We start from the raw sequence: 23,280 nt of genomic DNA, 5'->3' as shown, positions 1-23,280 counted from the left end.
GTCTTCCGCCCCCTACACCCTAAATATGAGCTCTCGGTAGATGTTTGCGATGAATTCATAGATTTGCTGCAGCATGCTGAAGATGAGCGTGCCCAAAAAGACGATAATCCCCATCACAATAACCGTCAGGATCATCGTCAACACCGTTTTGGAAGGGGTGTACTGGTGCACGGTCATGATTCCGACGAACAACAGCCCGAGGAACCAAAGGGCGGCCACCGTATTCAGCAGATAGTAGAAGGCCGTCTCCTCCTGCACCATAAACCGGCTCGCGAGCGTCATCGGCGGATAGATCAGCACCATCGGAACGAGCGCATACGAGGTCGCCATCACGATATCCCTGAACTTGCCCTCCCCGCCCATGAGCGTCGTCACCGACCAGTTGGCGGTACACCATAAGAAAAACGGAAAAAGAACGAAAACGATCTCGCTAAGGCTGTTCATCCGCCGGGGATCGTTAAAGTTGACGAGAAACCCGGAAAACTGCTTCTGCACGATCATCGCCAGGATCAGCAACGCCACAATGGCCAGAGCCACGCGCAGCCTCCCTTTTTGTTCGTATTTCATATCCCAAAATCCGTCGAACGGATGAACGATCACATGGAGCGGAAATTTAAGATAGTCCTGCTTCATGGCCTCTTTTCCCCCTTTGCTTCCAGCGTCTCGCGATCCTGTATGCGGCAAAGGCCAGCGCGGCCGTGAGCAGCACTGACATCACCGTGCCGAAATGCTCCTTCATAACCTCTCTGCGGTACCTTTTATAGGCGACCGAATAATTTTTGCGGTCCATCCCGAGTTTGAAATACTCGAGCGCTTCCTTGTTCTGTTTGCGCATCAGCCGGGCCTTGCCGATTCCGATATACGCGATGTCATAATTGCCGTTCAATTCGAGCACCCGGTTCCAGTAGGCTTCCGCCTCGGCATCCTCTCCCCGGTAATGCAGGCGGACCGCGGCGTTGACGTTCAGGCCGAACTCCGTCGGTTCGAACATCACGACGCTTCCTTTTCCCCGATCCAGGACAAACTGGCGCTCCCCCATCCGCTCGACGGCGACCGGCGTCTTGAACAGGCCGAGCTGATTGCCGCGTCCTCCGTAGATGTAGAGCAGGTTGCCGTTTTCGTCATACGTGAACACCCGCCCCTGCGTCGAATCCAGCGCACTGTACATCCCGTCGCCCAGCACTTTGATGTCCACGAATTTGGAAGGGCCGGTCGTCCTGCGATAATAGATATCCCCGGCCACGTCGTAATAGCCGAACCGCTTCAGCACGTCCTCGCCGGACGGGTTCAGGCGCTTGATCGGCTCCTTCGATCCGACGTCGATATTGGTCGCGTAAACAAAGCCTTTGTGATCGATATCCAGATTGGAAAACTCGGTCGGGATAAATAGCGCCATCTGCGCCATCTGCGCCTTCGTGGAGACCAGCCGCCAGAAATAATCGATATAATTGCGTTTCACCTTGATCGTTCCGATATATCCGATGAAATCCCCTTGCTCGTCGAATTGCATAATGCCTTCGTAGACCCCGCGGGCGACCACAAATACCCGACCCGCTTCATCGACCGTCACCTTGAGCGGTACGAATTGGAATCCCTGCGGCAGCACCTCCGACTGCGGATTTTGAATGATGCGGATCAGCTTCCCTTCGGGACTCAGCACCACGACACGCCGGTGATCCGTGTCCGCCACGTAAATCCGTTCCTCGGCGTCCGTGAAAATCCCCGACGGATTGGCGAATCCGTCCGGCTTGCCTTCATTGTCGAAGGAGGAAATCACCTCGGCCTCATTCAGATCTCCGTCGATCCGCACGATCCGCTGGTTGCCGGAATCCAGCACGTACAGCAGCCCGGATTCCGAAATATGCAGATCCGCCGGCTCCACGAAATCGCCGACGCCCAGCTCCTTGCCGGTAATCGACCGGCCCGGCAGATAGGCGGCCGGCATCGGCGTCGCTTCCTCCCAGTAATTGTAGTTGTAGCTCTCATACGGTGCCGGAGCGGGTTCGGACGCCGGCGCCGCCGGGGAAGCGAAGTCCGCCGCTTGGGGCGACGAACCGTAAATCTCGCCGGAAGGAAGCAGGAGTGCCGCGATGAGGGCCGAAACGATCCATTTTTTTGCTGTCATGGGCTCCCTCCTAGTCTTTCATGCCCGAAGTGGCCATGGTTTCGATAATCCGGCTTTGCGAGAACAGGAACAGCGTGATCGGAACGCTCATGAGGATAAGGGCTACCGCCGCCCCAGCCCCGGCCCGGGCAATCCCGCCCAGAATGATCTGATTGGCCGCGTAATGAAGCGTCTTGAGCTGCTCGCTGTAGATAAACCCGTTCCCGTCGCTTCCCCACAGCATCTGGAAGAGCAGAATGATCAGCGTCAGCCAGGCCGGCTTGACGTTCGGCATCACGATCGACCAGAAGATGCGGTACTCGCTGGCCCCGTCGATCTTCGCCGCCTCCAGCAGCGCGTCCGGAATCTGCTCCATGAACTGTTTCATCAGGTAAAGCCCGAGCGAGTAGGCGAAAGCCGGAATAATGACCGCCCAATACGTATCGACCATGCCGAGCCAGGACAGGATCATATAGTTCGGCGTCTGCGTCACGACCGGCGTAAACATGAGCGACAGTACGACCGTCGTGAACAGCAGCGACTTGCCCGGGAACTTGTGCTTCGCCAGCGGATAAGCCGCCGCCGACGCCAGAATGACATGGCCGACGATCCCCATCCCCGTAATAAACACCGTATTGAAGATGTAGCGGGAGAACGGGACCCACGATTGGCCGAGCAGGTTCATCAGATCCAGGAAATTGTTCCATGTCGGATTGCGGACAAACAGCGTCGGCGGAAACAGAAAGATTTCATCCAGCGGTTTGAACGCGTTGTTGATCGCGTACACAAGCGGGAGCGCCATGAACGCGCCGAACGCCGCCAGCATCAGGAATAGAAAAAAGGTGCCGGCGAACGAACGGTTTACCCGTTTTTTTCCGGCGCGGAGCTTCAGCTTGAGCTTCACGGGACGTCCGCCGTCGTTCCCCAGTCCGGTGCCGGGCATCCTGGTTGTTGTTTCAGCCTTCACGTTTACTCACCCACCTTGTGCAAAAGTTTCTGGACGATCAGGTTCGTGCCGACCATCAGGACGAACAGGACGGTGGCGATCGCCGAAGCAAAGCCCATCTCGAACCGCGTCGTCCCGTAGTCGATCAGGTGAGTGACGATCGTTTCGGCCGCGTAATTGACGCTCGGAAACCCGGCCAGCGCAATCGACACGTCGGCGACGGCAAACGAGGTGGTCAACTGGATGACCGCTCCGAACATCAACTGTGGCCGCATGGACGGCAGCGTGATGAACCACAATTCCTGCCAGCGGTTGCGGATGCCGTCCACGGCGCCGGCTTCGTACAGCGTTTTGTCGACCGTCTGCAGCCCGGCGATAAACGCCAGAAACCCGGTCCCCAAGCTGAGCCAAAGCTGAACGAGAATGATGATCGGCATGATGTAGCTTTCCGTCTTGAGCCATTGAATCGGCTCCAAAATCAGGCCGAGTTTGATCAGAAACCCGTTGACGATGCCGTACCGGTCTCCCGAAAAAATGATCAGCCAGATAAAATACACGTTCCCGGATATCGAAGGCGCGTAAAAGACCAGCGTCATGAACGCCCGCATCTTCGGACCGAGTTCATTGATGATCCAGGCAAAGATAAAGCAGGCCAAGTAGCTGACCGGTCCGGTGACCGCCGCAAACAGCAGAGTATTTTTCATCGCGGTCAGAAATATATCGTCCTCCAGGAACAACCGGGTATAATTGTCCCACCCGACGAACCGGGGAAACTCCAGCATGTTGAAATAGGTAAAACTGAGCACGATGGAGATGAGGACCGGCAGCACCGTAAACAGCATGAACAAAATCATATAAGGGGCCAGCAAAATATAGGAGTGCTTACTGGCCTTCATCTCCCGCCATTTCAAGGCCCACCACGAACTAAGCATGTCGATTCCCCCCCTACTCCCGCAGCCCGCCGAATTCCTTCTGCTTGTTGCGGATTTCATCGTGGATGTACTGCACCGAATCCATGATCGCTTCCCGCGGTTCGATGCCGCCGATGACCGACCGGTAAAACGCGTTGAACAGATGCCTTCCCGTGGCGTAGCCGCCGGGAACCTCCGGAATGCCTTCGACCCAGCGGAACTGCTCCTCCAGGCTTTCGAAATCTTCCACCGGCCAAGGCAGCTGTTCCAAAGCCTTGATATTGGCGGTCGGATAGCGGGCGGCCGCCCCCATCAGGCCTTCCATTTCGCGGCCGTAGCTCGTTTGCGTTTCGTCACTCGTCCACCATTTCATAAATGCCCAGGCCGCCTCCTTGTCCGCGGCGCTCTCCAGCATCAGCACACCGCTTCCGCCCGCGGGAACGGTGCGATCGAGGCTTCCGTCCTCCCGCTTGGTGCCGGGCACCGGCGCGAAGCCCCACAGCCCGCGAATTTCCGGAGCGAAAACGGCAAGCTGGTTATAGGTGGTGTAGTCGGCGATACCGATCGGCATTTGCCCGGTCCGGAAGCGGTTGGCGAAATCGTATTCCCGCTCCAGCTTGTAGTCCGTGTAGTATTCCGTCCACTGCTTGAACGACTCGATCCCCGTCTTGGAATCGAGATCCGATTCCGTGTCGGCATCGCGGTAAAACTGACCGCCGTTCTGCATCAGCAAAGTGGCGTACATCGAGTTCGGCGGCAGCGTCGTCCACTGGTTCGGCGCCTGGGTGACGACAGGCAGACCGAAGCCCATATGGTTCTTGTTCAGGACGGCCAACAGGGCGGCGACGTCATCCCAGGTCTCGGGGACCTTTAGGCCCAGCTCGGCCAGGACGTCCTTTCGGTAAAAGAGCATGTTGAACGTCTGCGTTTCCGGCAGCGCGAAGACGCCGTCGCGATACTTGTAAGGGACGATGGCGCTCTCCCGGAACCTTGCGGCGACCTCTTCATAGTCGCTGAACTGCGTCAGGTCCGCGGCCGCGCTCCGCATGGCGAAATTCACCGGCAGGTCGTTGCCGATCTGCATCGCCACGTCCGGACCCTGTCCGGCCAGCGTGGCGGGGAGAATGGTCCCCATGTTGACCAGCTTCAGATTGACGTTGATGCCGGTCTGCGGCGTAAAGGTTTCGTCGATCATCGCTTTGATCGCGTTCGCCTGATCCCGGCCGCTGCCGATCCAAACCGTTACGGTCCGCTGGTCCTTCTCTTCGGCCACGTTGCCGATCCGGTTGTAATCGATAAAGAACGAAGAAGCGAACGTCGACAATTCGTGCACGATTTTGTCCCCCGCCCCGAGTCCGCCGTCCGGCAGCTTCTTGTCGGGGGAGGCGACGTAAATCTCGTCGATCATCAGCGGCTGCTCCCTGGCCTGCTGCAGCCAGGTGCCGAGCCCCCCGGTGTTCGTCTTGTACGTTTCCAGCCGCCGCGGGATCGTCTCCGGCTCCTCCACCATCTCTTCCAACTGGAGGGCCATCGTTTTAAGCAGCGCTTCCTGGTCGCCGGATTGCCCGGACAGTTCCACCAGCCGCGCGCTGACCGCGCGCAGGCGTTCGCTTTCCGTCCGGAACACCTCCAGCAGTTCGGGAATCCGCTGCTCGACGCGGTAATCCCGGAATTCATCCGGCTTGGTGCCGGTGATCATCAGAACCTTGCGGTACATGGCGTTCAGGTTGAGCAGGCTCGCCTCCACCTGCCGCAGCAGCGGAGCGAATTCGCCGAGGCTGGCCTCCAGGCGCAGCACATGCTTGCCTTTGTCCAGCTTGAACAGGTACGGGTCGTCCCCGCCCATCACATCGACTCTGTAACCGCTGTCATAACGAAAAGCGGCCCGGTTCATTTCCGCGAACGGTACTTGTCCGTCAATCGTTAGCCGGCGGGTCGCATAGATCCCGCGCACGAAGTTTTGTTTGGAGCGGAAGCCGATATGGTACAGTCCGGTCTCGGGAACCTCGACTTCCCATTCCAGCCATTGCCCCGGCAGCCGCCAATTGTAGCCCCCGATCGTATTGATCCTTACCTTCGAAGCGCTGTACGGGGTGACGCCCGGACTCGACCGCTCGCTGAGCGGATACAGCGTCGGCGACGATTTGGCGACGGCCTGCTCCGCCTGGACAACGATCATGTGCCCGGCGGTTTCCCGAACGCCGCCCTCCGCTTCGTACCGGGCCTTCACCTGCTCATACGGCAAGGCCTCCGGCTGCTGAAACAGCTTCAGACGGTGAATCACCATCGGCTCCCGGGATGCGGTCAGCGTCAGCGTGTGTTCCCCCTTGTCAAAATAAAACCGGAACGGCTCCGTCACGTATCCGTCGGAATCCTTGAACACCGTCTCCCGCCAGGCCGGCCGTTCGACCTGCTTCGGCCTCAGCTCATTGCCCTGGTTATCGCGCTCGATTTCCGGCTTCGCGTTGTCCCAGATCCGGTCAAATTGCAAATACCCCGCCTCCTCAAAGGGGAAGCGGCCATCGATCTTTAAAGACCGCTCGATGGAAGAGCTTTTGCCTTCCACCGGATAGTAAAGCAGCGACAAATTGTAAAGGCCCGCTTCCTCCACCCGGACCTTCCATTCGACCTCTCCTTTTTCCCCGGTGTAAACGGAGAGCCCCTCCTGGCCCTCATAGTCGCGGAGCTTCCGGACCTCCGCATTCCCGGCGCGGGCATAATCCGCGGCGGGAATGACGATTTCCGCTTCCGGGCGGGCGGCGTTCTTGTACCCGGCTAAATAATCGTCATAGGCGGGGCTGGAGGAGCTTTCTTTTCCCCCCGCCACCAGCTTGATATCCGGAAGCCGCGTCGCGGTTGCGGTCTTGCCGGATCTCGCCGAACCGTCGCCCCCGGCAAATCCCCCCGCGAGCCAAACGACCAGCACGATCGCGGCCGCCGTGACCAGCAGCCAGCCCCATCCCTTGCTCAGTTTTCGTATCCCTGTCAATGTCCATCCTCCTCGCACCCGGGTGTGGAACAGGAAAGGGACGCGGCAGCCCGTACACGTCCCTTCCCTCCCTTGCTATTCAGGCATGCGGTACTAGCATTTGGTACTGTCTTGGCCGCCTATTTGCCCAGCTTGTCGACGGCGGCTTGCGCCTGCTGTTTGTATTTTTCCGCTGTGGCGGCTACGGATTGATTTTTCACGATAATATCTTCGACAAAAGCACCCGTAGGATAGTTCGGATACGCCTCATCCACGGTAATGACTCCGGTTCCCGAGATATGCTCGCGGATCATATCGATGTCCTCCTGATTGGCGTAAATGCTCTCCATATAATCCTGGCCGGGATATTCCTCGGTAGGCGGGATATCGAAAGTCTCTTCGTAGATTTGGTAGACGATGGCCGGATCTTTCACGCCTTTCGGAATGAACTTGGCGGCCGCCGCCGTAAAGGCGTAGGTCTGCTTCGGTGAGCCCTGCGGCCCGTTCGGAATCGGCACTACGCCGACCTCGAAGGTCAGGTCCTTCAACTGCCATTCCGCCGCGACAAACATCGCCACATTGCCGTCCAGGAAGGTGTTCGTTTCCTCCCAGTTTGTTTTGTTGCCGGATTTTACCCGCACGACCTTATCGACGTTGTACAAGCGGTTCACGAATTCGGCCGCTTCGATCGTGCGCGGGTCGGACAGCATTTCCTTGCCGTTCTCGTCATCGACGATTTTGCCCCCATTGGCCGCCGTAAAATGCTTCACCGCATCGATCGCCCAGCCGGAAAAGCCCCATACATCCGTCTTGCCGTCGTTATCCGTGTCTTTCGTTGCTTGCTTCGCAATCTCCAGAAATTTATCCCAGTTCCACTCTCCCTTGTTATATAGCTCCTGCAGATCCGGAAGCCCGAGCTTCTTAAAAATATCGCGATTGTAATGAATGCCCAGCGCGATCGTGCCGGGGTTGTCGAAGGCGTACTCCCCGCCCCCCAAGGCCGGAGATTTGATCATCAAGTCGGCCTTGTTGTTGATGTTGTTCTTCTCGGTCGTAAATTCGCTGATCGGAAGCAGCTGCCCCTTCAAAATCGCGGGCAGCGCGGACTTATATTCCAATTGGACGATATCGGCGAACGGCTCGCCGGCCAGGACGCTCGTCGTAAATTTATTCATATATTCCTCAAAAGGGACGTTGACGAATTCGATTTTGCAGTTGTACTTCTTCTCGACTTCGGCGATTTTTTCGAGGCGCGCTTTCTCACCGGCGGTGGCCCCTGCCGGCTTCAAGTCCCACCAGGCCGCGACTTTGATCACGCGGCCGCCCAAGTCGACGGCAGGCTCCTCGGCGGCAGGCGGCTCGGATTCGGCCGTATTTTCCGGGGCCTTGTTGCCCGTTTCCGGAGCGGGCGGCGGTGTGTTTCCGGCCGCATTGTTACCGCCGCCACAGGCGGAAAGCAGAAAAATCAAACAGAACAAAATCAAAGAAAGCCCTTTCATTTTTCTCATGGTTGAAACCTCCCCATTGTTCTATAGACCTTGTCTTGCATGGAACCCCGCTTGTGATTTCTTCTTGATCCTTCCCCACGCTCAGTACCTTTGTTTTGTTTGTTTTGCATAGTTTAGCTAACAGTATAGATAACTAGACATAACAAAATTAAAATTATCACCACTCCTTGTTATTGCTATTTGCCAAATAATATACCTCTATCTATAAACCACGTCAATAAAATTATGCTAACGTTTACATTTTTATGCTAACTTATACTAGCCGGACACAAAAAAACCCTGCAATGCGCACATTGCCAGGGTTTTTATACTAACAGCCTGTCTCACCTGTCTCTAAAGTTCCGGTTCTTTCTGGGTTTTCTCCCTCAGCACGACCTCGGCCTGGATCAGAAGCTTCTCCGGGTTGGAGTACGGGTTGGCCATCCGCCATACCAGCTTGTCCACAGCCCTCATCCCCAGCAGTTCCTTATTCACATCCACGGTAGCGAGGAGCGGCAGCTCGGGATCGGTATTGTCAAACCCCGTAAATTGAACGTCGCCGGGAACCTCGATTCCCTGCCTTTGCAGCGACTCCATAGCGAACTGAGCCGTCGTGTCGTTGTTGCATACGAACACCTCGGGGAGCGGATGCTTTGCGATTACCCTCGGGACCGTGTCGTGAATGTTGGCGATCTCCGGCCCGATCAATTCGGGAATCTGCCGTTGCCCCAGCTTATAATCCTCCAGCACGGAACGGAATCCCAGCCAGCGCTCGTAAAAGCTAGGCGCATCCCCGATTTGTCCGACAAACTGAAAGTTGCGGTACCCTTTGCTGATCAGTTTGATCATCATTTCGCGCATCGCGGACAAATTGTCCGTAAATACCGAGTCGCTTTGAAACGCCGGGTCGTGATGGTCGACCATCACGACGGGGATGTCGAGCCTCTGGATCTCAAGCAAAATTTGCGTGGACACGGAGCCGATCGTCAGAATCCCGCCGATCGCCTTCGGATTAAGCAGCGAGAACATCGAATCCCCCGACGGTTCCGTCAGCGTCAGAATGTCCGCGCCTATCTGATTCAGGCGGGCGGAAATCCCGTTGAATACCGGCCCCCAGTATAAAGAATCCGTGTTCTGATAGCGCACATTCGGGAAAAGCACCAGGATCGCGCCGACCCGGGCTACTCCCTCCCCGTCCGCAGACAGATTCCAAGCGGAGGCAGGGGAGGCTGCGGAGGCGCTTGATTTGCCTCCGTCTTTGAAGTAGCCGAGCTGCCCCGCCGCCTTTAGAATCATTTCTCTCGTCTGCGCGCTGACTCCCGGTTTTCCCGAGAGCGCCCGGGAGACCGCAAACTTGGAAACCCCGGAGAAGTCCGCGATTTCCTGGATGGTTACCTTTTTCATCGTATCTACCTACTTGAATGCAAATTTTATCGAAATCGCTTCATCTTAACTAGACTACTTGGATTTCGCCTTTTGTTAGGTTCCGTTAGGTCAATCTCATAATACCACGGAAAAGCCATAAACCCAAACTATAAGTTGTGGAATAGTTGTGGAGTAGTTGCGAAGTGGTTGCGAAAGCGGTTGAGGACCTCTGCCGGAAAAGTCAATTTCCGATTATTTTATCACAGAAACTGAACACATTCAGCGGACCATCCGATAAATATAATAAGAGGGAGACCGCAGCGGCACCGTAAACTTCGTAGACTTCGTAAACATCCTAGACCTCGTAGGCTCCGTAGACTTCGAAGCCTCGTAGATCTTAAGACCTCGTAGATCTCGTAGATCTCGTAGACCTCGTAGATCTCGTAGACCTCGTAGACCTCGTAGACCTTGTAGATCTCAAGATCTCGTAGTTCTCAAGATCTCGCAGATCTCGTAGTTCTCGTAGTTCTCGTAGTTCTCGTAGTTCTCGTAGTTCTCGTAGTTCTCGTAGTTCTCGTAGTTCTCGTAGACTCCGTTACCGTCGCAGGCCGAACTATCCTCGATAGATTATTTTTATAGGAATTTAGCAGGAAATTGCAGGAGAAAGGAGGTGTGATCATGGACAAAGCGATCGTACATAAGCTTGTGGATGAAGTAATCAATGAAGTAACCGCAGCGAACCGGGAAGCCCTCGAAGCCGATGGCATTTCCAAGGCCAGCATCGAGCTGTCCGTCCGCATGTCGGCCATGACGACGATCCGTATTCTTGAGAAGCTGGAACTGATCGAGAAAGGCTAACCTCCCCCCCCCTTTTTTTGCGGATGCCGGCCTCCCGGGACCATGTTCCCCGGGCGGACGGTGAACCCCTTCGTACCATCAGAGGTTTAACCAAATGTTTGACGGCGATTACTGGCCGAGAACACCGGCCCCGGGCCTTAGCCGGAGTTAGCAGCCCGGGGTTAATGACTATGGCTTAGGATCCGGAGCCTTAGAGCTGAGCCGGGGCCATCGCTAACTCTAACGGACATATTAGCGCCTATTTGTTGACTTTCCCACCAAAATGACCTCATTTTACGGAAATAGCGGCTACTGCGTCCGTTAGAATTTGCAATTGTCCCAAATGGACAAAATAGCGGCTATGGCTTCCGTTAGAATTTCGGCCCGGCCAATGGCCTTGGCTTTCCCTTCAATCCCGAACCAGGAGCCGGGGCTACAATCCGAATCCTTTGAGTCGGATCGGCCGATCTACACGACACACTGCGCACACCGCGGACACTGTGGACAACGCCGCACATTGGATCTAACGCGAACTGCACGCCGGGCGCTGGTTCAGCTACTTTAACGAACTCAGCTGACTCTACAGACCTAGCTAACTTTAACGGACATAATAGCTCTAGCTGACACCACTCTTTCTAACGGACACAACCAGCTCTAGCTGACATAGCTAGAGCTAACGGACGCAGCATCGCTAACTCTAACGGACATAATAGCTGCTATTTCGCAAAAATCCGCACTTTTGGAATTCTAACGGAAATGGTAGCGCCTATTTGTTCAGTTTCCCGCCCAAATGACCTCATTTTACGGAAATAGCGGCTACTGCGTCCGTTAGAATTTGCAATCGCCTCAAATGGACGAAATAGCGGCTATGGCTTCCGTTAGAATTTCGGCTGCGCCAATGGCTTTGGCCTTCGATCCCCAACCAAGTGCAGGGGCTGCAATCCGGGGCCCTAGAATCGAATCGGTCCGATTCGCACGACTCTCAACTGCACGACTGCTCGAATACACGATACACTGCGCACACACCGCGGACCACGCCGCACACGCCGCACACACCACACACACTGTGGACAACGCCGCACATTGGATCTAACGCGAACTGCACGCCGGGCGCTGGTTCAGCTACTTTAACGGACTCAGCTGACTCTACAGACCTAGCTAACTTTAACGGACATAATAGCTCTAGCTGACACCACTCTTTCTAACGGACACAACCAGCTCTAGCTGACATAGCTAGAGCTAACGGACGCAGCATCGCTAACTCTAACGGACATAATAGCTGCTATTTCGCAAAAATCCGCACTTTTGGAATTCTAACGGAAATGGTAGCGCCTATTTGTTCAGTTTCCCGCCCAAATGACCCCATTTTACGGAAATAGCAGCTATTGCGTCCGTTAGAATTTGCAATCGCCTCAAATGGACGAAATAGCGGCTATGGCTTCCGTTAGAATTTCGGCCCGGCCACAATGGCCTTGGTCTTCAATCCCGAACCAAGTGCCGGGCCTTCAATCCTGACCAAGTACCGGGCCCTACATCCGGTGCCTAAGAGCCAGAGTGAGGGGGACAATCTGGTGCCCTAGCATCTGGAAGGGTCGCCGTTTACACGACTGCACGCCGCGGACTCCCTTTTCCCCATCGCTACCCACCGGCCAGCATCAAACGCAATGCTCGCCCCCTCCCCACCTTCGGCTTGGTCTTTTGCCGGAGGCGGCAGCATAAAAACGGACTTTCAGTTCGTTACTTGGGCGGAGTTCACCACCGAGATAACGTTTCCGAAAGCCCGCTATATCACTTCTATTAACTCATGGGTAGACCGGCGCTGGCACAATACCGAGTCTACGAAGCGAGGGCTTAGCAGGAATCCCCGCTAAGCTCTTTCCGCCCTCCGCTTTAACCGCCTCTGCTTCAAAAAGTGGCGCAAGCCTTTAAAGAAGCGGCCGTTGGCCATCATCAGAAGGCCGTCCACCATCGGCATGTTCACGGCACCGCCCGTCATTCGGGCAATGCCGCGGAACGGGAGATGATAGATAGACATCATGATCAGATTCGCCGCGCTTCGCTTGCCGATTTTTCGTAAAAACCAATGGGCAAACACGATGCCATGGTAAGCCAGTCTGGCGATCGCCCCCTTGGCATATTGGCACTGCTCAATCGTGTCGTTGTAGCCGAGCGGTCGGGACCGATCCCAATCGGCCACCGGCAGGGGACGGCCGATCAGCTGTTCGAATTCCACGGCGCCGACCTGCCGCACGTTCCCCGAGTAATAGGAAGGAAGCTTGTCTTTATCGTAGGGCAATGGCGCTCCCGTTCCTTCCACGAAAAGCGTGTCCTCCAACCGGATATCCGCGCTGGAGGCTCCGATCATAATGCGGTATTCCGCCGCCTCGACCTCCCAGGAGTCGGTCTTTACGTTGAAATACCGGAAGGTTTTGTCATCGAAAGGGATCGTGACCGTTTTGGACTCTCCCGCGTTGATAAACACTTTGGCAAATCCCTTCAACTCTTTTGCCGGTCTAAAGATCTCCCGCGACTTGCAGCCGACGTAAAGCTGAGCCACTTCCATCCCGGCCGTAGACCCCGAATTGGCCAATCGGAAGGTGACGCCGTCCCGGTTCACCCGGATATCCGAATATTCGAACGTGGTGTAGCTGAGCCCGTATCCGAACGGAAACAGCACGTCCACCTGCGCCGTATCGAAATACCTGTAGCCGATATAGATGCTTTCCCTGTATTCCGCGGTGACTTCATTGCCGGGGAAATAAGGAGCCGACGGCGTATCCTCGTAATGAAGCGGGTACGTTTCCGCCAATTTCCCCGAGGGATTCACGTCGCCCGAGAGAACCCGCAGGATGGCCCGAGCCCCGGCCTGTCCTCCCAAATACCCATGGAGCAAGCCTTTCACTTTGCCGATCCAGGGCATTTCGACGGCGGAGCCGCAGGACAGGATGGCTACGATGTTGGGATTGACCCGGTACAGGGCGTCCAGCAAATCGATCTGGTTGTCCGGGATCCGCATATTTTGCCGGTCCAGCCCGTCGGCTTCCGTCACTTCATCCAGGCCGATGTACAGCAGGATGACGTCTGCCTTCGCGGCCAAGGCGCAGGCTTTTTCGATTTTCTTCGGATTTTTCTTTCCGTAACGTTCGAACCCTTGCTCATAACCGATGCTGATAATGCCCGATTCCTCGAAACAGTCCATCGTATGGTCGAGAATCGTGGGATTGACGATGGAGGAACCCGCCCCCTGGTATCTGGCGTGCTGGGCGAACTCCCCGATCACCGCCACCTTTTTGCCGAACTTGAGCGGGAGAATGCCGTCCTCGTTCTTAAGCAGTACGATCGACTCTTCCGCGACCTTCTGGGACACGCGGTGGTGATGCTCCACATTGAAATCGATATGCGGTCTGCGGTAAACGGCCTCTGTCGTAAAAATCAGATCCAGCAGCCGGTCCACACATTCATCCAGCACTTCTTCCGGAAGTTCCCCGCCGCGGACGGCAAGGACGATGTCCCGGTCCGTCTCCCCTCCCGTCGTCGGCATTTCCAGTTCGTTGCCGGCCAGCAGCCCGGCCACCCGGTCGTTGCTCCCGCCCCAATCCGTGATGACCGTCCCCTGATAGCCCCACTCCCCGCGCAAAATGTCTCGCATCAAATGCAGACTTTCGTTGGTGTAAGTTCCGTTCAGCTTGTTATAGGAAGACATGATCGATTTGGTCTTGCCCTCTTTCACGGCAATTTCGAACGCCGTCAGGTAGATCTCCCGCAGCGTCCGCTCATCGACGATCGCGTCGATCGACATCCGTCTTTGCTCCTGGTTGTTGACGGCAAAATGCTTCACGCAAGCGGAAATGCCCTGGGACTGGATGCCCCTGATATAGCTTGCCGCCATTTTCCCCGCCAGGTAAGGATCTTCGCTGAAATACTCGAAGTTTCTGCCGCACAGCGGGTTCCGCTTCATATTCACGCCAGGTCCGAGCAATACGTTTACTTTCTGGGTAATGGCTTCTTCTCCGAGATACTCCCCGACCTTTTCTCCGAGCTCCGGATTCCAGCTATTGGCCACCGTGGCCGCCGTAGGAAAACAGGTCGCGGGCACACCGGCATTCAGCCCCAATTTATCCGCCGCCACAGCTTGTTTTCGGATTCCATGCGGTCCATCGGCAAGAAACATGCTGGGAATCCCCAGACGCTCGATATCCTGGGACTGCCAAAAATCCTTCCCCGACATCAAGGACGCTTTCTCTTCCAAGGTCATGCTCGCAATGAGTTCTTTATACTTCATCTCTATTCCTCTTTTATGGTCTAGGCGGTAAGTTCAAGGATGACCGCGTATAGAACATTCTACTATAGATTTCGGGGACAATCTAATATAAAGAAGCAGGAAACCTCATTCGGCTCCTGCTTCCGCTAGGGTTAATTGAACCCTACCAATCTTTGCGATATTTTGTAAGCTCCGACGGAAATGCTGCGCCCCGCGCGCCCCGGCAAGCTGATCAGTCCGCCCATAATGCCGTATTTCAGATGGCGGTAGAGTCTTACATCCTTCTCCTTGATATACTTCCACAGCTCTTTTCGCTTTTGCAAATTTTCGACCGTGCCCGAACGGATCAGCAGAATGACCGATACGACCGTTACAATCTCCAGATGCTTGAGCATATAACGGCGAAGATTCTCGTTCTGGATCCGCTCGAGTTCCACCTGCTCGATCATCAGCTTGTTCACTTTCAACTGCTGATCGATTCTCTTAATCATGATGCTTTCCTGCACGGACTGGTCTTCCCGGCCGATATAATACCGGTAGAAATCCACATTGAGATAGTACATCGTCTTCACATGCTCAAGCGGCGTATACACAAACAAATTATCGACGTAAAAAGTATGCTTTGGCAGCTCCAGGCCGCAATCCCGCAACAACTGGGTCCGGTAGATCACGGAATGCATCAAGATGTACTGCCCTTTCCGGAAGGGCTTGACTTCGTCCCAGGTGAAAACCTTCCCTTCCGGCAGAACATCGTTGTATTTCATGATCTTTCTGTACTTCGCGCCTTCTTTTTCGTACACAAAATTGCTGATCAGCATATCCACCGTTTTATGTTGGCTCGCCAGATCGGATAAGGCTTTTACTATTTTCAGATACGCGCGAATATCGACCCAATCATCACTGTCAACGACCTTAAAATACAATCCGGACGCATGCCGAATTCCCGCATTCACCGCGGCTCCGTGACCGCCGTTTTCCTGATGGACCGCCTTCACGATCGTGGGATACCGCTCCGCGTACTCATTGGCGATGTCGGCGGTTTGGTCTCGGGAGCCGTCGTTCACGACAATCACCTCGACACGGTCTCCGCCGGGAAGCAGGGATTCGATGCAGTATCTCATATAATCCTGCGAATTATAGCAAGGGATAACAATAGATAATAGTTTCATATATTCACACTACCTGTTCTACTTTTCGGATTCTTGTTTGAAAATAATTTTGAAAATCGGGAAGAACACCCAGAAAGAAATCGCGCTGTTGATGATCATCGTGATCACGTCCGCGGTCGTTTCGCCCACGGAGCCCATCCCCCATGTGTTCATAAACAAGTTGTAAATCGGCGCTTTATAAAAGCCTTGCGCTGCGGCGGCGCCGATCGTAATGACGATATAGGCCACGACATACCAGAAGGCCGCCTTCCAGATATTGCTGTTCGATTTGAACGTAATGCTTCTTTGCACGAAAAAGTTGAGAATCTGCGCGATCGCGATCGTGATCTGAACGGCCAGGAAATAGGCCAGACCGCCACCGCCGCCGGAAGAAAGCGAGCCTGCGGCATAATCGAACACGTAATAAGGACTTCCGTCGAAGTTATGGCCGAACTGCAGCACCTGAAAGCTCGAATGGACCAGGGAAGTCCCGGCAAACATGCTTTTAAATACCGGCATAAGTACGAGCTGCAAGACGGTAATTCCGTTGCTCAACATAAAGAATACCAGAAACTGAGCAATATTGGGGTGTTTTTCTTTGTACCTCGCCCAGAAGCCGAGCGGGCCCGGCGTCGTTTTTGGGTTGTTCATGCTTATCTCTCCTCCGCTGCCAAAACACGCTGTTCTTTCTGTTTCGCGGCTTTCAGCATCTTGCTTCTTTCCTTCAAAAAATGGCGCAGGCCTTTAAAGAAACGGCCGTTGACCATCATCAGAATCCCGTCGAGCATCGGCATATTTACAACGCCGCCGGTCATTCTGGCGATTCCCCGAAACGGCATATGGTAGACGGACATCATAATGATATTGGCCGTGCTCCGTTTGCCGATTTTCCGAAGAAACCAGTAGGCGAATACCATAAGCCGGTAAGCGAGCCGCGCGGCCCAGCCTTTGGCATACTGGCACTGGGCGATGGTATCGTTGTAGCCCAGCGGCTTCGTCCGGTCCCAGGTCGACACCGGCACCTTGCGCCCGAGCAGCGTTTCAAACTCCTGCTTGCCGACCTTGTTGGCCCGGCCGGTATAGTAGGAGGGCAGCTCGTTCTTATCGTAAGGCACCGGCGCCCCGGTCCCTTCCACAAAAAGGGATGCCGCAAGGCGGATATCCGCGCTGGAGGCCCCGACCATGATTTGATAGTCCGCTTCCTCCACTTCCCACCGGTTGGTTTTTACATTGAAGTAACGGAACGTTTTGTCGTCGAAAGGAATCGTTACGGTCCGCGTCTCGCCCGCGTTTAGGAATACTTTAGTGAATCCCTTCAGCTCTTTCCGCGGCCGGAACACCTGGCCGTCGCCGCATCCGACATAGAGCTGGGCAACCTCCATCCCCGCCCGGTTTCCGGTGTTGGTGATGTTGAAGGTGACGCCGTTCCGATCTACCCGGATCTCGGAGTACTCATAGGTGGTGTAGCTTAGTCCGTATCCAAACGGAAAAAGAACCTCTACATTCGCCGAATCGTAGTAACGATAGCCCATGTACAGACCTTCTCTATACTCCACGCTGACTTCCTTACCCGGAAATTGGTGGCAGGCCGGCGTATCCTCGTACCGGAGCGGATAGGTCTCCGCCAGCTTCCCGGAAGGATTCACTTCGCCCGTCAAAACACGCAGGATCGCCTTGGCTCCGGCTTGACCGCTGAGATAAGCGTGAACCAGTCCTTTTACCTTGCCGATCCATGGCATTTCGACCGCGGCGCCGCAGGACAGGACCACCACGATATTCGGGTTGACTTGCTGCAAAGCGTGCAAAAGCTCGATCTGATTATCCGGGATCTTCATGTTCTGTCTGTCCAGACCTTCCGCTTCCGTCGCTTCGTCCAGACCGAGGTAGAGCAGGACCACCTCCGCCTTCTCCGCGAGCGCGCAGGCTCTTTCGAGTTTCTTCCGGTTCTTTTTGCCGTACCGTTCAAAACCCGGTTCATACCCCAGGCTGACGATGCCGAATTCCTGCAAGCAGTCCAGCGTATGATCCAACCGAGTGGGATTGACGATCGAAGAGCCGGCTCCCTGATATCTGGCTTCCTGGGCAAAATCCCCGATGATCGCCGCTTTGACGCCCGGCTTCAGCGGCAGGATGCCATCCTCATTTTTCAGCAGCACGATGGATTCTTCCGCCGCTTCCTGAGCCGCCCGATGATGCAGGTCGACATCAATTGGCTGTGGCTCGGCCCCTTTGAATACCTCTTCGGTCTTAAAAATCAGGTTCAGCAGCCGGTCCACGCATTCATCCAACACGTCTTCCTTGATTTTTCCGCTCTTGATCGCTTGAATGATCTCTTCGTTGGTCTCTCCACCGGTCGTCGGCATTTCCAGTTCATTGCCGGCCAGCAAACCGGCAACGCGGTCATTGCTTCCGCCCCAGTCCGTCACGACCACACCGTCGAAGTTCCATTCCTCGCGCAGGATCTCCCGCATCAAATGAAGATGCTCATTCGTATATTCGCCGTTTAACATGTTGTAGGAGGACATGACCGTTTGGGTCCCGCCTTCCTTCACGGCGATTTCGAATGCGGTCAAGTAAATTTCCCGCAGCGTTCGCTCATCCACGATCGTATCGATGGACATCCGCCGCTCTTCCTGGTTGTTTACGGCAAAATGCTTAACGCACGCGGAAATGCCGTGCGTTTGGATGCCTTGAATATAGGCCGCCGCCATTTTCCCGGCATGATACGGATCCTCGCTGAAATATTCGAAATTTCTGCCGCACAACGGATCCCGCTTCATGTTAACGCCCGGGCCGAGCAGGACGTTTACTTTCTGGGCGACCGCCTCCTTGCCCAGATAATCGCCGATCTTCCTTCCCAGCTCTACGTTCCAGCTGTTCGCAACGGCCGCCGCCGTCGGAAAGCAGGTAGCCGGAATGCTGGGATTCAGGCCGAGGTGATCCGCCGCGGCCGCTTGCTTGCGGATTCCGTGCGGCCCGTCAGCCAGAAACATACTGTTGATGCCGAGCCGCGGAATATCCTGGGACTGCCAGAAATCCTTGCCCGACATGAGAGACGCCTTCTCCTCCAACGTCATTTGCTCTATCAAGTATTTGTGTTTCATCTCCCGATACCCCATTTAGCTTTTGAGCGGTAGCCTCACAGGCTACCGCCAAAGCATTTTCTGTTTATTTTTGGACTTACAGTGTCTCCGTCTCGGCCGCTGCCTGTTTCACCTTTCTTCTCTTATGCGTCACTTTGTAGAACCCGAGTGTCAGCAAGGCCAGAAGAACGAGGTTTCCGATACCGAGGGCCAGCACCCAGAACGGATATGGCGTCACATTGATCTCGAAAGCGTTGCTGTTCGCCACGGTATACAGAATGTTGTGGCTCGCTTTTCTCATCGCCTGTTTGCCGGTATTGGTGTCCGTGCTCAACTTCGATGGCTTCTCCCCGATCGTCGTCAGCATCAGGTCGTTACCCGCGCGAATCGCCCGGTCCGTATCCATATGCGGGAACAGATCCCAGTCCGTGATGACCATGCCTTTAAAGCCCCATTCGTCGCGCAGTACGGTTGTGAGCAGTCCATAGTGCGCGCCCGCCCAAGTCGTTCCGAGCCGGTTAAAGGAGGACATGACCGCGGTGGACTTCCCTTCCTTGACGGAAATTTCAAAAGGCTTCAAGTACAATTCGCGAATGGCTTGTTCATTCGACCAGACCGCAACCCCATCCCGGTTGGTCTCTTGGTCGTTCAAGGCATAGTGCTTGATGTAGGAATATACGCCTTTGGTAAAGGCCCCTTGTACGGCGGCCGCCCCCATTTTGCCCGAAAGCAGGGCGTCTTCCGAATAATACTCAAAGTTTCGGCCCGAGAACGGTGTCCGGTGAATGTTCATGGCCGGCGCGTACAATCCGCTAACCCCGTAAACAATCGCTTCGTTCGCCATGTACTCGCCCATTTTGTGCGCAAGGTCCACGTTCCATGTCGATGCAAGGACCACTTCGCTCATAAACTGTACGCCGTTGATCCCGGTCAAGAGCGCGTTGACGCCCGCCGGACCGTCCAGATCCGTGGTGGCCGGTTTCTTGATCGACTCGATGGCTTGCGTCGCATATCCGCCAAATCCGATCAACTGGGCCATTTCATCGATGGAGAGCTGTTCCAGCAATTGGGCCCATTTCGGATCGTTATAATCCAACCCCACTAGGTCTTTCAGCTCCAGTCCATGGTCCGCAAACGTAATGTCCTTGTCTTCCGGATTGTCGACAGGCTGCTTGTTCTCCAAAGCCTTGATCAATTCCGGAGAAGCTTCCTTGTCCGCGGTGCGCTCTTTGGGCAGCGTGCCTTCCCAATCCGCCCGGGATACGTAGGTCACGTCGCCTCTGGCATCGTCAAACACATTCGTAGCTACCGTTTGATCCGAAGCGCGCTTGTTGTCCTGGTTATATACGATCGTATCTTTCACTTCGTACGTTCTGGAATCGATGACATCATGGGCGTTGCTCATCAGCTTGATGCCATATACGCCGGCCTCGAGGACATACGCCTTCTCTTTCCGGTCATCGTAGGAAGCCATCTCCTCCACCGGAATGTCGAGCTTGATCGTCTCGGATGCGCCCGGTTCAAGAACTTCCGTCTTATCGAACGCGCCCAGAACCACATGGGACTTTTCAATCCCGCCCTCGTAATAAGGCGGCGTGTAATACAGCTGAACCACGTCTTTGCCGGCTTTGTCGCCGGTGTTCGTTACTTTTACTTCAACGGAGATCGTATCTGCCGAAGTTTGATAGTTCGTAATTTCCTGTTTAAAATTCGAATAGCTTAAACCGTAACCGAACGGATACTGTACGGCTTTTTGGTAGGCGGCTTCATCCACCTGACCCGTTTTGTTGTCGACGTACCGCGTCTCATAGTAGCGGTAACCTACATAAATCCCTTCGGCATAGTTAAGAAAAGCGTGGTACTTTTCGCTCTCTTTGCCGAACTTGTCGACCGCTTTATGCTTGGTGTTGGAATAGCTGAAGTTACCGGCGTTGAAATAAGCCGGGGATGTGGTGATATCATAAGCATAGGTGTCCACCAAACGGCCGGACGGATTCACCGCGCCCGCCAGAATGCGGCCCACACTGTTGTTCCCCGTAGCGCCGGGACCGCCGATCAGGATCGCCGCATCGACGCCCTCTTTCTCCAGGAAGCCCAGTTCCATCGCATTGCTGGAGTTGATCACCACAACCACCTTCTTGAAGTTGCGGGAAGTGACCAGATCGATCATTTTCTCTTCCGCTTCCGACAGCTTCAGATAGTGACGGTCCTTCGATCCGCCGTACTCCGAGGTTTCGAACGGAAGGTCGCCGCCTTCGCCGCCGGAACGGGACAATACGATCAGCGCCACATCGGAGAATTCCTCCGCCTTCTTCAGCAAATCCTCGCTAAACTCGCTGGTGGCCGGCTCGCTTAAGGTGTAGTCGCCGCCATCCAGATTAAAGTTGTCCTGTTTCTTCTTTTCCGGCGCATGCGTGTTGTAGAAATCCGTCAACTCGCTGTTGACTTTGAAGCCCGCGTTCTCCAACCCCTGCTGGATGCTGACATTCGCACTCTCATCACCCGAGCCGGACCCGCTTCCTCCGTATACCATGCGGACGGACGCCTGGCCAAAAACGTTTACATTTTTCTCGCTGGCGCTATTCTGGTCGAGTGGAAGGACATTCCCCTTATTTTCCAGCAGGACGATCCCTTCATCCTCGATTTGTTCGACAACGGCTTTCGATTCCGCCGTCACTTGGGCTTTCTTTTCTTCGTCGATCTTGACTTTGGTCAAATACTGGTTAATGACGACCTGATAGTGACCGATGCCGACGTTAAGGGCAATGACGATAACGAGCCCCAAACTGAGACACGCCAGCCAAAACCTCCGCCAGCCCTTTTTCTCGGTCTGATTTCTTCTGGCCCAAACAAAACCGAAAGCGGCGATGAGCACCGCAAGAATGATGACCGATACGAGCAGAATTTTCAGCGTTTCCGCAATCGATACCATTGAAACGGTTACAATTGTACCGATCAGCAGCGCCAAAAAGACGACCGCCCATACCCCAAATGATTTTTTGTTTCTACCTGACTTACTCACTTCGTTCCCCCTCCTATGTAAGACGCACATTTTCCGGCCAAGCATGATCGATCGCTCCCGTTGTATGTGCTTTCATGACTGCAAATTAAGGGTACCTTATAACTTTTGAAATAACTATCAACCAATCGTTAGGGGGAGGTAACTTTTAGTTTAGCATGAAAAAAAGCCGCTTTGATGGCCCCCTCCAGCCCGTCAAAACGACTTGCATTTCTCTTTCACATAGTTTTGAAACAACGCGACCGCTTTGGATTGGATCCCTCTTTTTCTGTAGACCAGATAGATATCCTGCGGGATCTTTTCCTTCAGCCTGATCCATTTTAAGTTATCGTTTTGGAGCGATGCCTCGACAAAATCGATGGAAACCGCCACAGCTCCGTATTGTTCGCACAGCCGGTGGGCGGAGATCAAATTGCCGAATTCATGGACGACCTTAGGCGTAAATCCATATTCCAGGCATTTTTCGATAAACCCGCTTTCTTTCCCTTGACCCGCCGATTTCGTCACCAATTCTTCGCCCGCCAGATCAAGGATCGAAATCTCATCCTGACGGGCGAGCCGGTGATCCTTGGAGACGACGACAACCACTTCGCCGCCGGTAAGCCGCTCGAACTCGCATTCTTCCGCTTCCGCCGTCCCGACAACCAGGCCGACATCCACTTCCTCTTCGAACATTTTGGAGATCGGATAATCGTCCGGGTATTCCTTCAGTTTAATCTGAATATCCGGATGCTCTTTCGAGAACCGGTATAGCAGATCCACCGGGAGCACGGAGGTGATCGAGTAGGTGATCAGAACGTTCAACAAGCCTTTGCGGCCGCTGATAATGCTGATTTCTTTTTTTATGTCTTCAATCAGGTAATGGATATGCTTGGCCCGGGCATGCAGCAATTCCCCCGCCTGGGTGGCCTCCATTCCCCGAGGTCCTCTATAAAACAATTCCGCTTCCAGCTCCAGCTCCAACTGCCGGATCGTTTTGCTGATCCCCTGCGGTGTTATGTACAGGTCCTTCGCGGCCGCGGTAACGCTCTTCTTCTCGTAAACTTTAATGAAATATTCCAATGCCTCTGTATTCATGCTGGTTGAACCCCCTGATTCCATACCCTTCGAGTCGGCAAACCGAATGGTATGGTCTAGTATAACATATCGAA

Annotated in this window: 14 protein-coding genes; 1 reads left to right on the top strand and 13 read right to left on the bottom strand. The window is 54.7% G+C overall.

What is annotated here, in order from left to right; translation table 11 throughout:
• Window positions 1-12 precede the first annotated feature (12 nt).
• From LBW89_RS07440 to LBW89_RS07410, 7 genes are all read right to left on the bottom strand, one after another.
• Complete coding sequence (locus tag LBW89_RS07440; protein WP_148456600.1) at window positions 13-633, bottom strand: Yip1 family protein; 621 nt, start codon at window positions 631-633, stop codon at window positions 13-15.
• Entirely contained in the window at window positions 614-2,125 is a 1,512-nt protein-coding gene (locus tag LBW89_RS07435) for an NHL repeat-containing protein (RefSeq protein ID WP_148456598.1), read from the bottom strand. Before LBW89_RS07435 ends, LBW89_RS07440 begins: the two co-directional genes overlap by 20 nt.
• Window positions 2,126-2,135: 10 nt before the next feature.
• Window positions 2,136-2,930, bottom strand: coding sequence for a carbohydrate ABC transporter permease (locus tag LBW89_RS07430; RefSeq protein ID WP_373317747.1), 795 nt, complete (start codon window positions 2,928-2,930; stop codon window positions 2,136-2,138).
• Window positions 2,931-3,073: 143 nt separating this feature from the next.
• Window positions 3,074-3,982: a carbohydrate ABC transporter permease gene (locus LBW89_RS07425; protein WP_148456596.1), complete on the bottom strand. Its 909-nt coding sequence runs from the start codon at window positions 3,980-3,982 to the stop codon at window positions 3,074-3,076.
• Between the two features lie 13 nt (window positions 3,983-3,995).
• On the bottom strand, window positions 3,996-6,950 hold the full coding sequence (locus LBW89_RS07420) for an extracellular solute-binding protein (RefSeq protein WP_148456594.1): 2,955 nt from the start codon (window positions 6,948-6,950) through the stop codon (window positions 3,996-3,998).
• Between the two features lie 119 nt (window positions 6,951-7,069).
• Window positions 7,070-8,437 carry an ABC transporter substrate-binding protein gene (locus LBW89_RS07415; protein ID WP_148456592.1) on the bottom strand — a complete coding sequence of 456 codons (1,368 nt, stop codon included), beginning with the start codon at window positions 8,435-8,437 and terminating at the stop codon, window positions 7,070-7,072.
• A 333-nt stretch (window positions 8,438-8,770) separates the two neighbouring features.
• The gene (locus tag LBW89_RS07410; RefSeq protein ID WP_148456590.1) at window positions 8,771-9,820 is read right to left on the bottom strand and encodes a LacI family DNA-binding transcriptional regulator; all 1,050 of its coding nucleotides are present in this window, start codon (window positions 9,818-9,820) and stop codon (window positions 8,771-8,773) included.
• Between the two features lie 639 nt (window positions 9,821-10,459).
• Here LBW89_RS07410 and LBW89_RS07405 point away from each other — a divergent pair.
• Window positions 10,460-10,639 carry a hypothetical protein gene (locus LBW89_RS07405; RefSeq protein WP_213508157.1) on the top strand — a complete coding sequence of 60 codons (180 nt, stop codon included), beginning with the start codon at window positions 10,460-10,462 and terminating at the stop codon, window positions 10,637-10,639.
• 1,846 nt (window positions 10,640-12,485) lie between these two features.
• Here LBW89_RS07405 and LBW89_RS07400 read toward each other — a convergent pair.
• The 6 genes from LBW89_RS07400 to LBW89_RS07375 all read right to left on the bottom strand — a co-directional run bounded on the left by LBW89_RS07400 (window position 12,486) and on the right by LBW89_RS07375 (window position 23,206).
• Window positions 12,486-14,900 carry a glycoside hydrolase family 3 C-terminal domain-containing protein gene (locus LBW89_RS07400; RefSeq protein ID WP_148456586.1) on the bottom strand — a complete coding sequence of 805 codons (2,415 nt, stop codon included), beginning with the start codon at window positions 14,898-14,900 and terminating at the stop codon, window positions 12,486-12,488.
• A gap of 131 nt (window positions 14,901-15,031) precedes the next feature.
• On the bottom strand, window positions 15,032-16,048 hold the full coding sequence (locus tag LBW89_RS07395; RefSeq protein WP_148456584.1) for a glycosyltransferase family 2 protein: 1,017 nt from the start codon (window positions 16,046-16,048) through the stop codon (window positions 15,032-15,034).
• Window positions 16,049-16,066: 18 nt separating this feature from the next.
• Window positions 16,067-16,678, bottom strand: a complete 612-nt coding sequence (locus tag LBW89_RS07390; RefSeq protein WP_148456582.1) for a hypothetical protein — start codon at window positions 16,676-16,678, stop codon at window positions 16,067-16,069.
• 2 nt (window positions 16,679-16,680) lie between these two features.
• Window positions 16,681-19,131: a beta-glucosidase family protein gene (locus LBW89_RS07385; protein ID WP_148456580.1), complete on the bottom strand. Its 2,451-nt coding sequence runs from the start codon at window positions 19,129-19,131 to the stop codon at window positions 16,681-16,683.
• A gap of 76 nt (window positions 19,132-19,207) precedes the next feature.
• Window positions 19,208-22,132: a glycoside hydrolase family 3 N-terminal domain-containing protein gene (locus LBW89_RS07380; protein ID WP_225038872.1), complete on the bottom strand. Its 2,925-nt coding sequence runs from the start codon at window positions 22,130-22,132 to the stop codon at window positions 19,208-19,210.
• A 192-nt stretch (window positions 22,133-22,324) separates the two neighbouring features.
• Window positions 22,325-23,206, bottom strand: a complete 882-nt coding sequence (locus tag LBW89_RS07375) for a LysR family transcriptional regulator (protein WP_148456578.1) — start codon at window positions 23,204-23,206, stop codon at window positions 22,325-22,327.
• Window positions 23,207-23,280: the final 74 nt, after the last annotated feature.

The sequence above is a fragment of the Paenibacillus sp. alder61 genome, from assembly GCF_020179875.1.
Classification (GTDB): Bacteria; Bacillota; Bacilli; order Paenibacillales; family Paenibacillaceae; genus Fontibacillus; species Fontibacillus faecis.
Note: the sequence above shows the minus strand (reverse complement) of the source record. Positions and strands in the feature narration are given on the sequence as shown.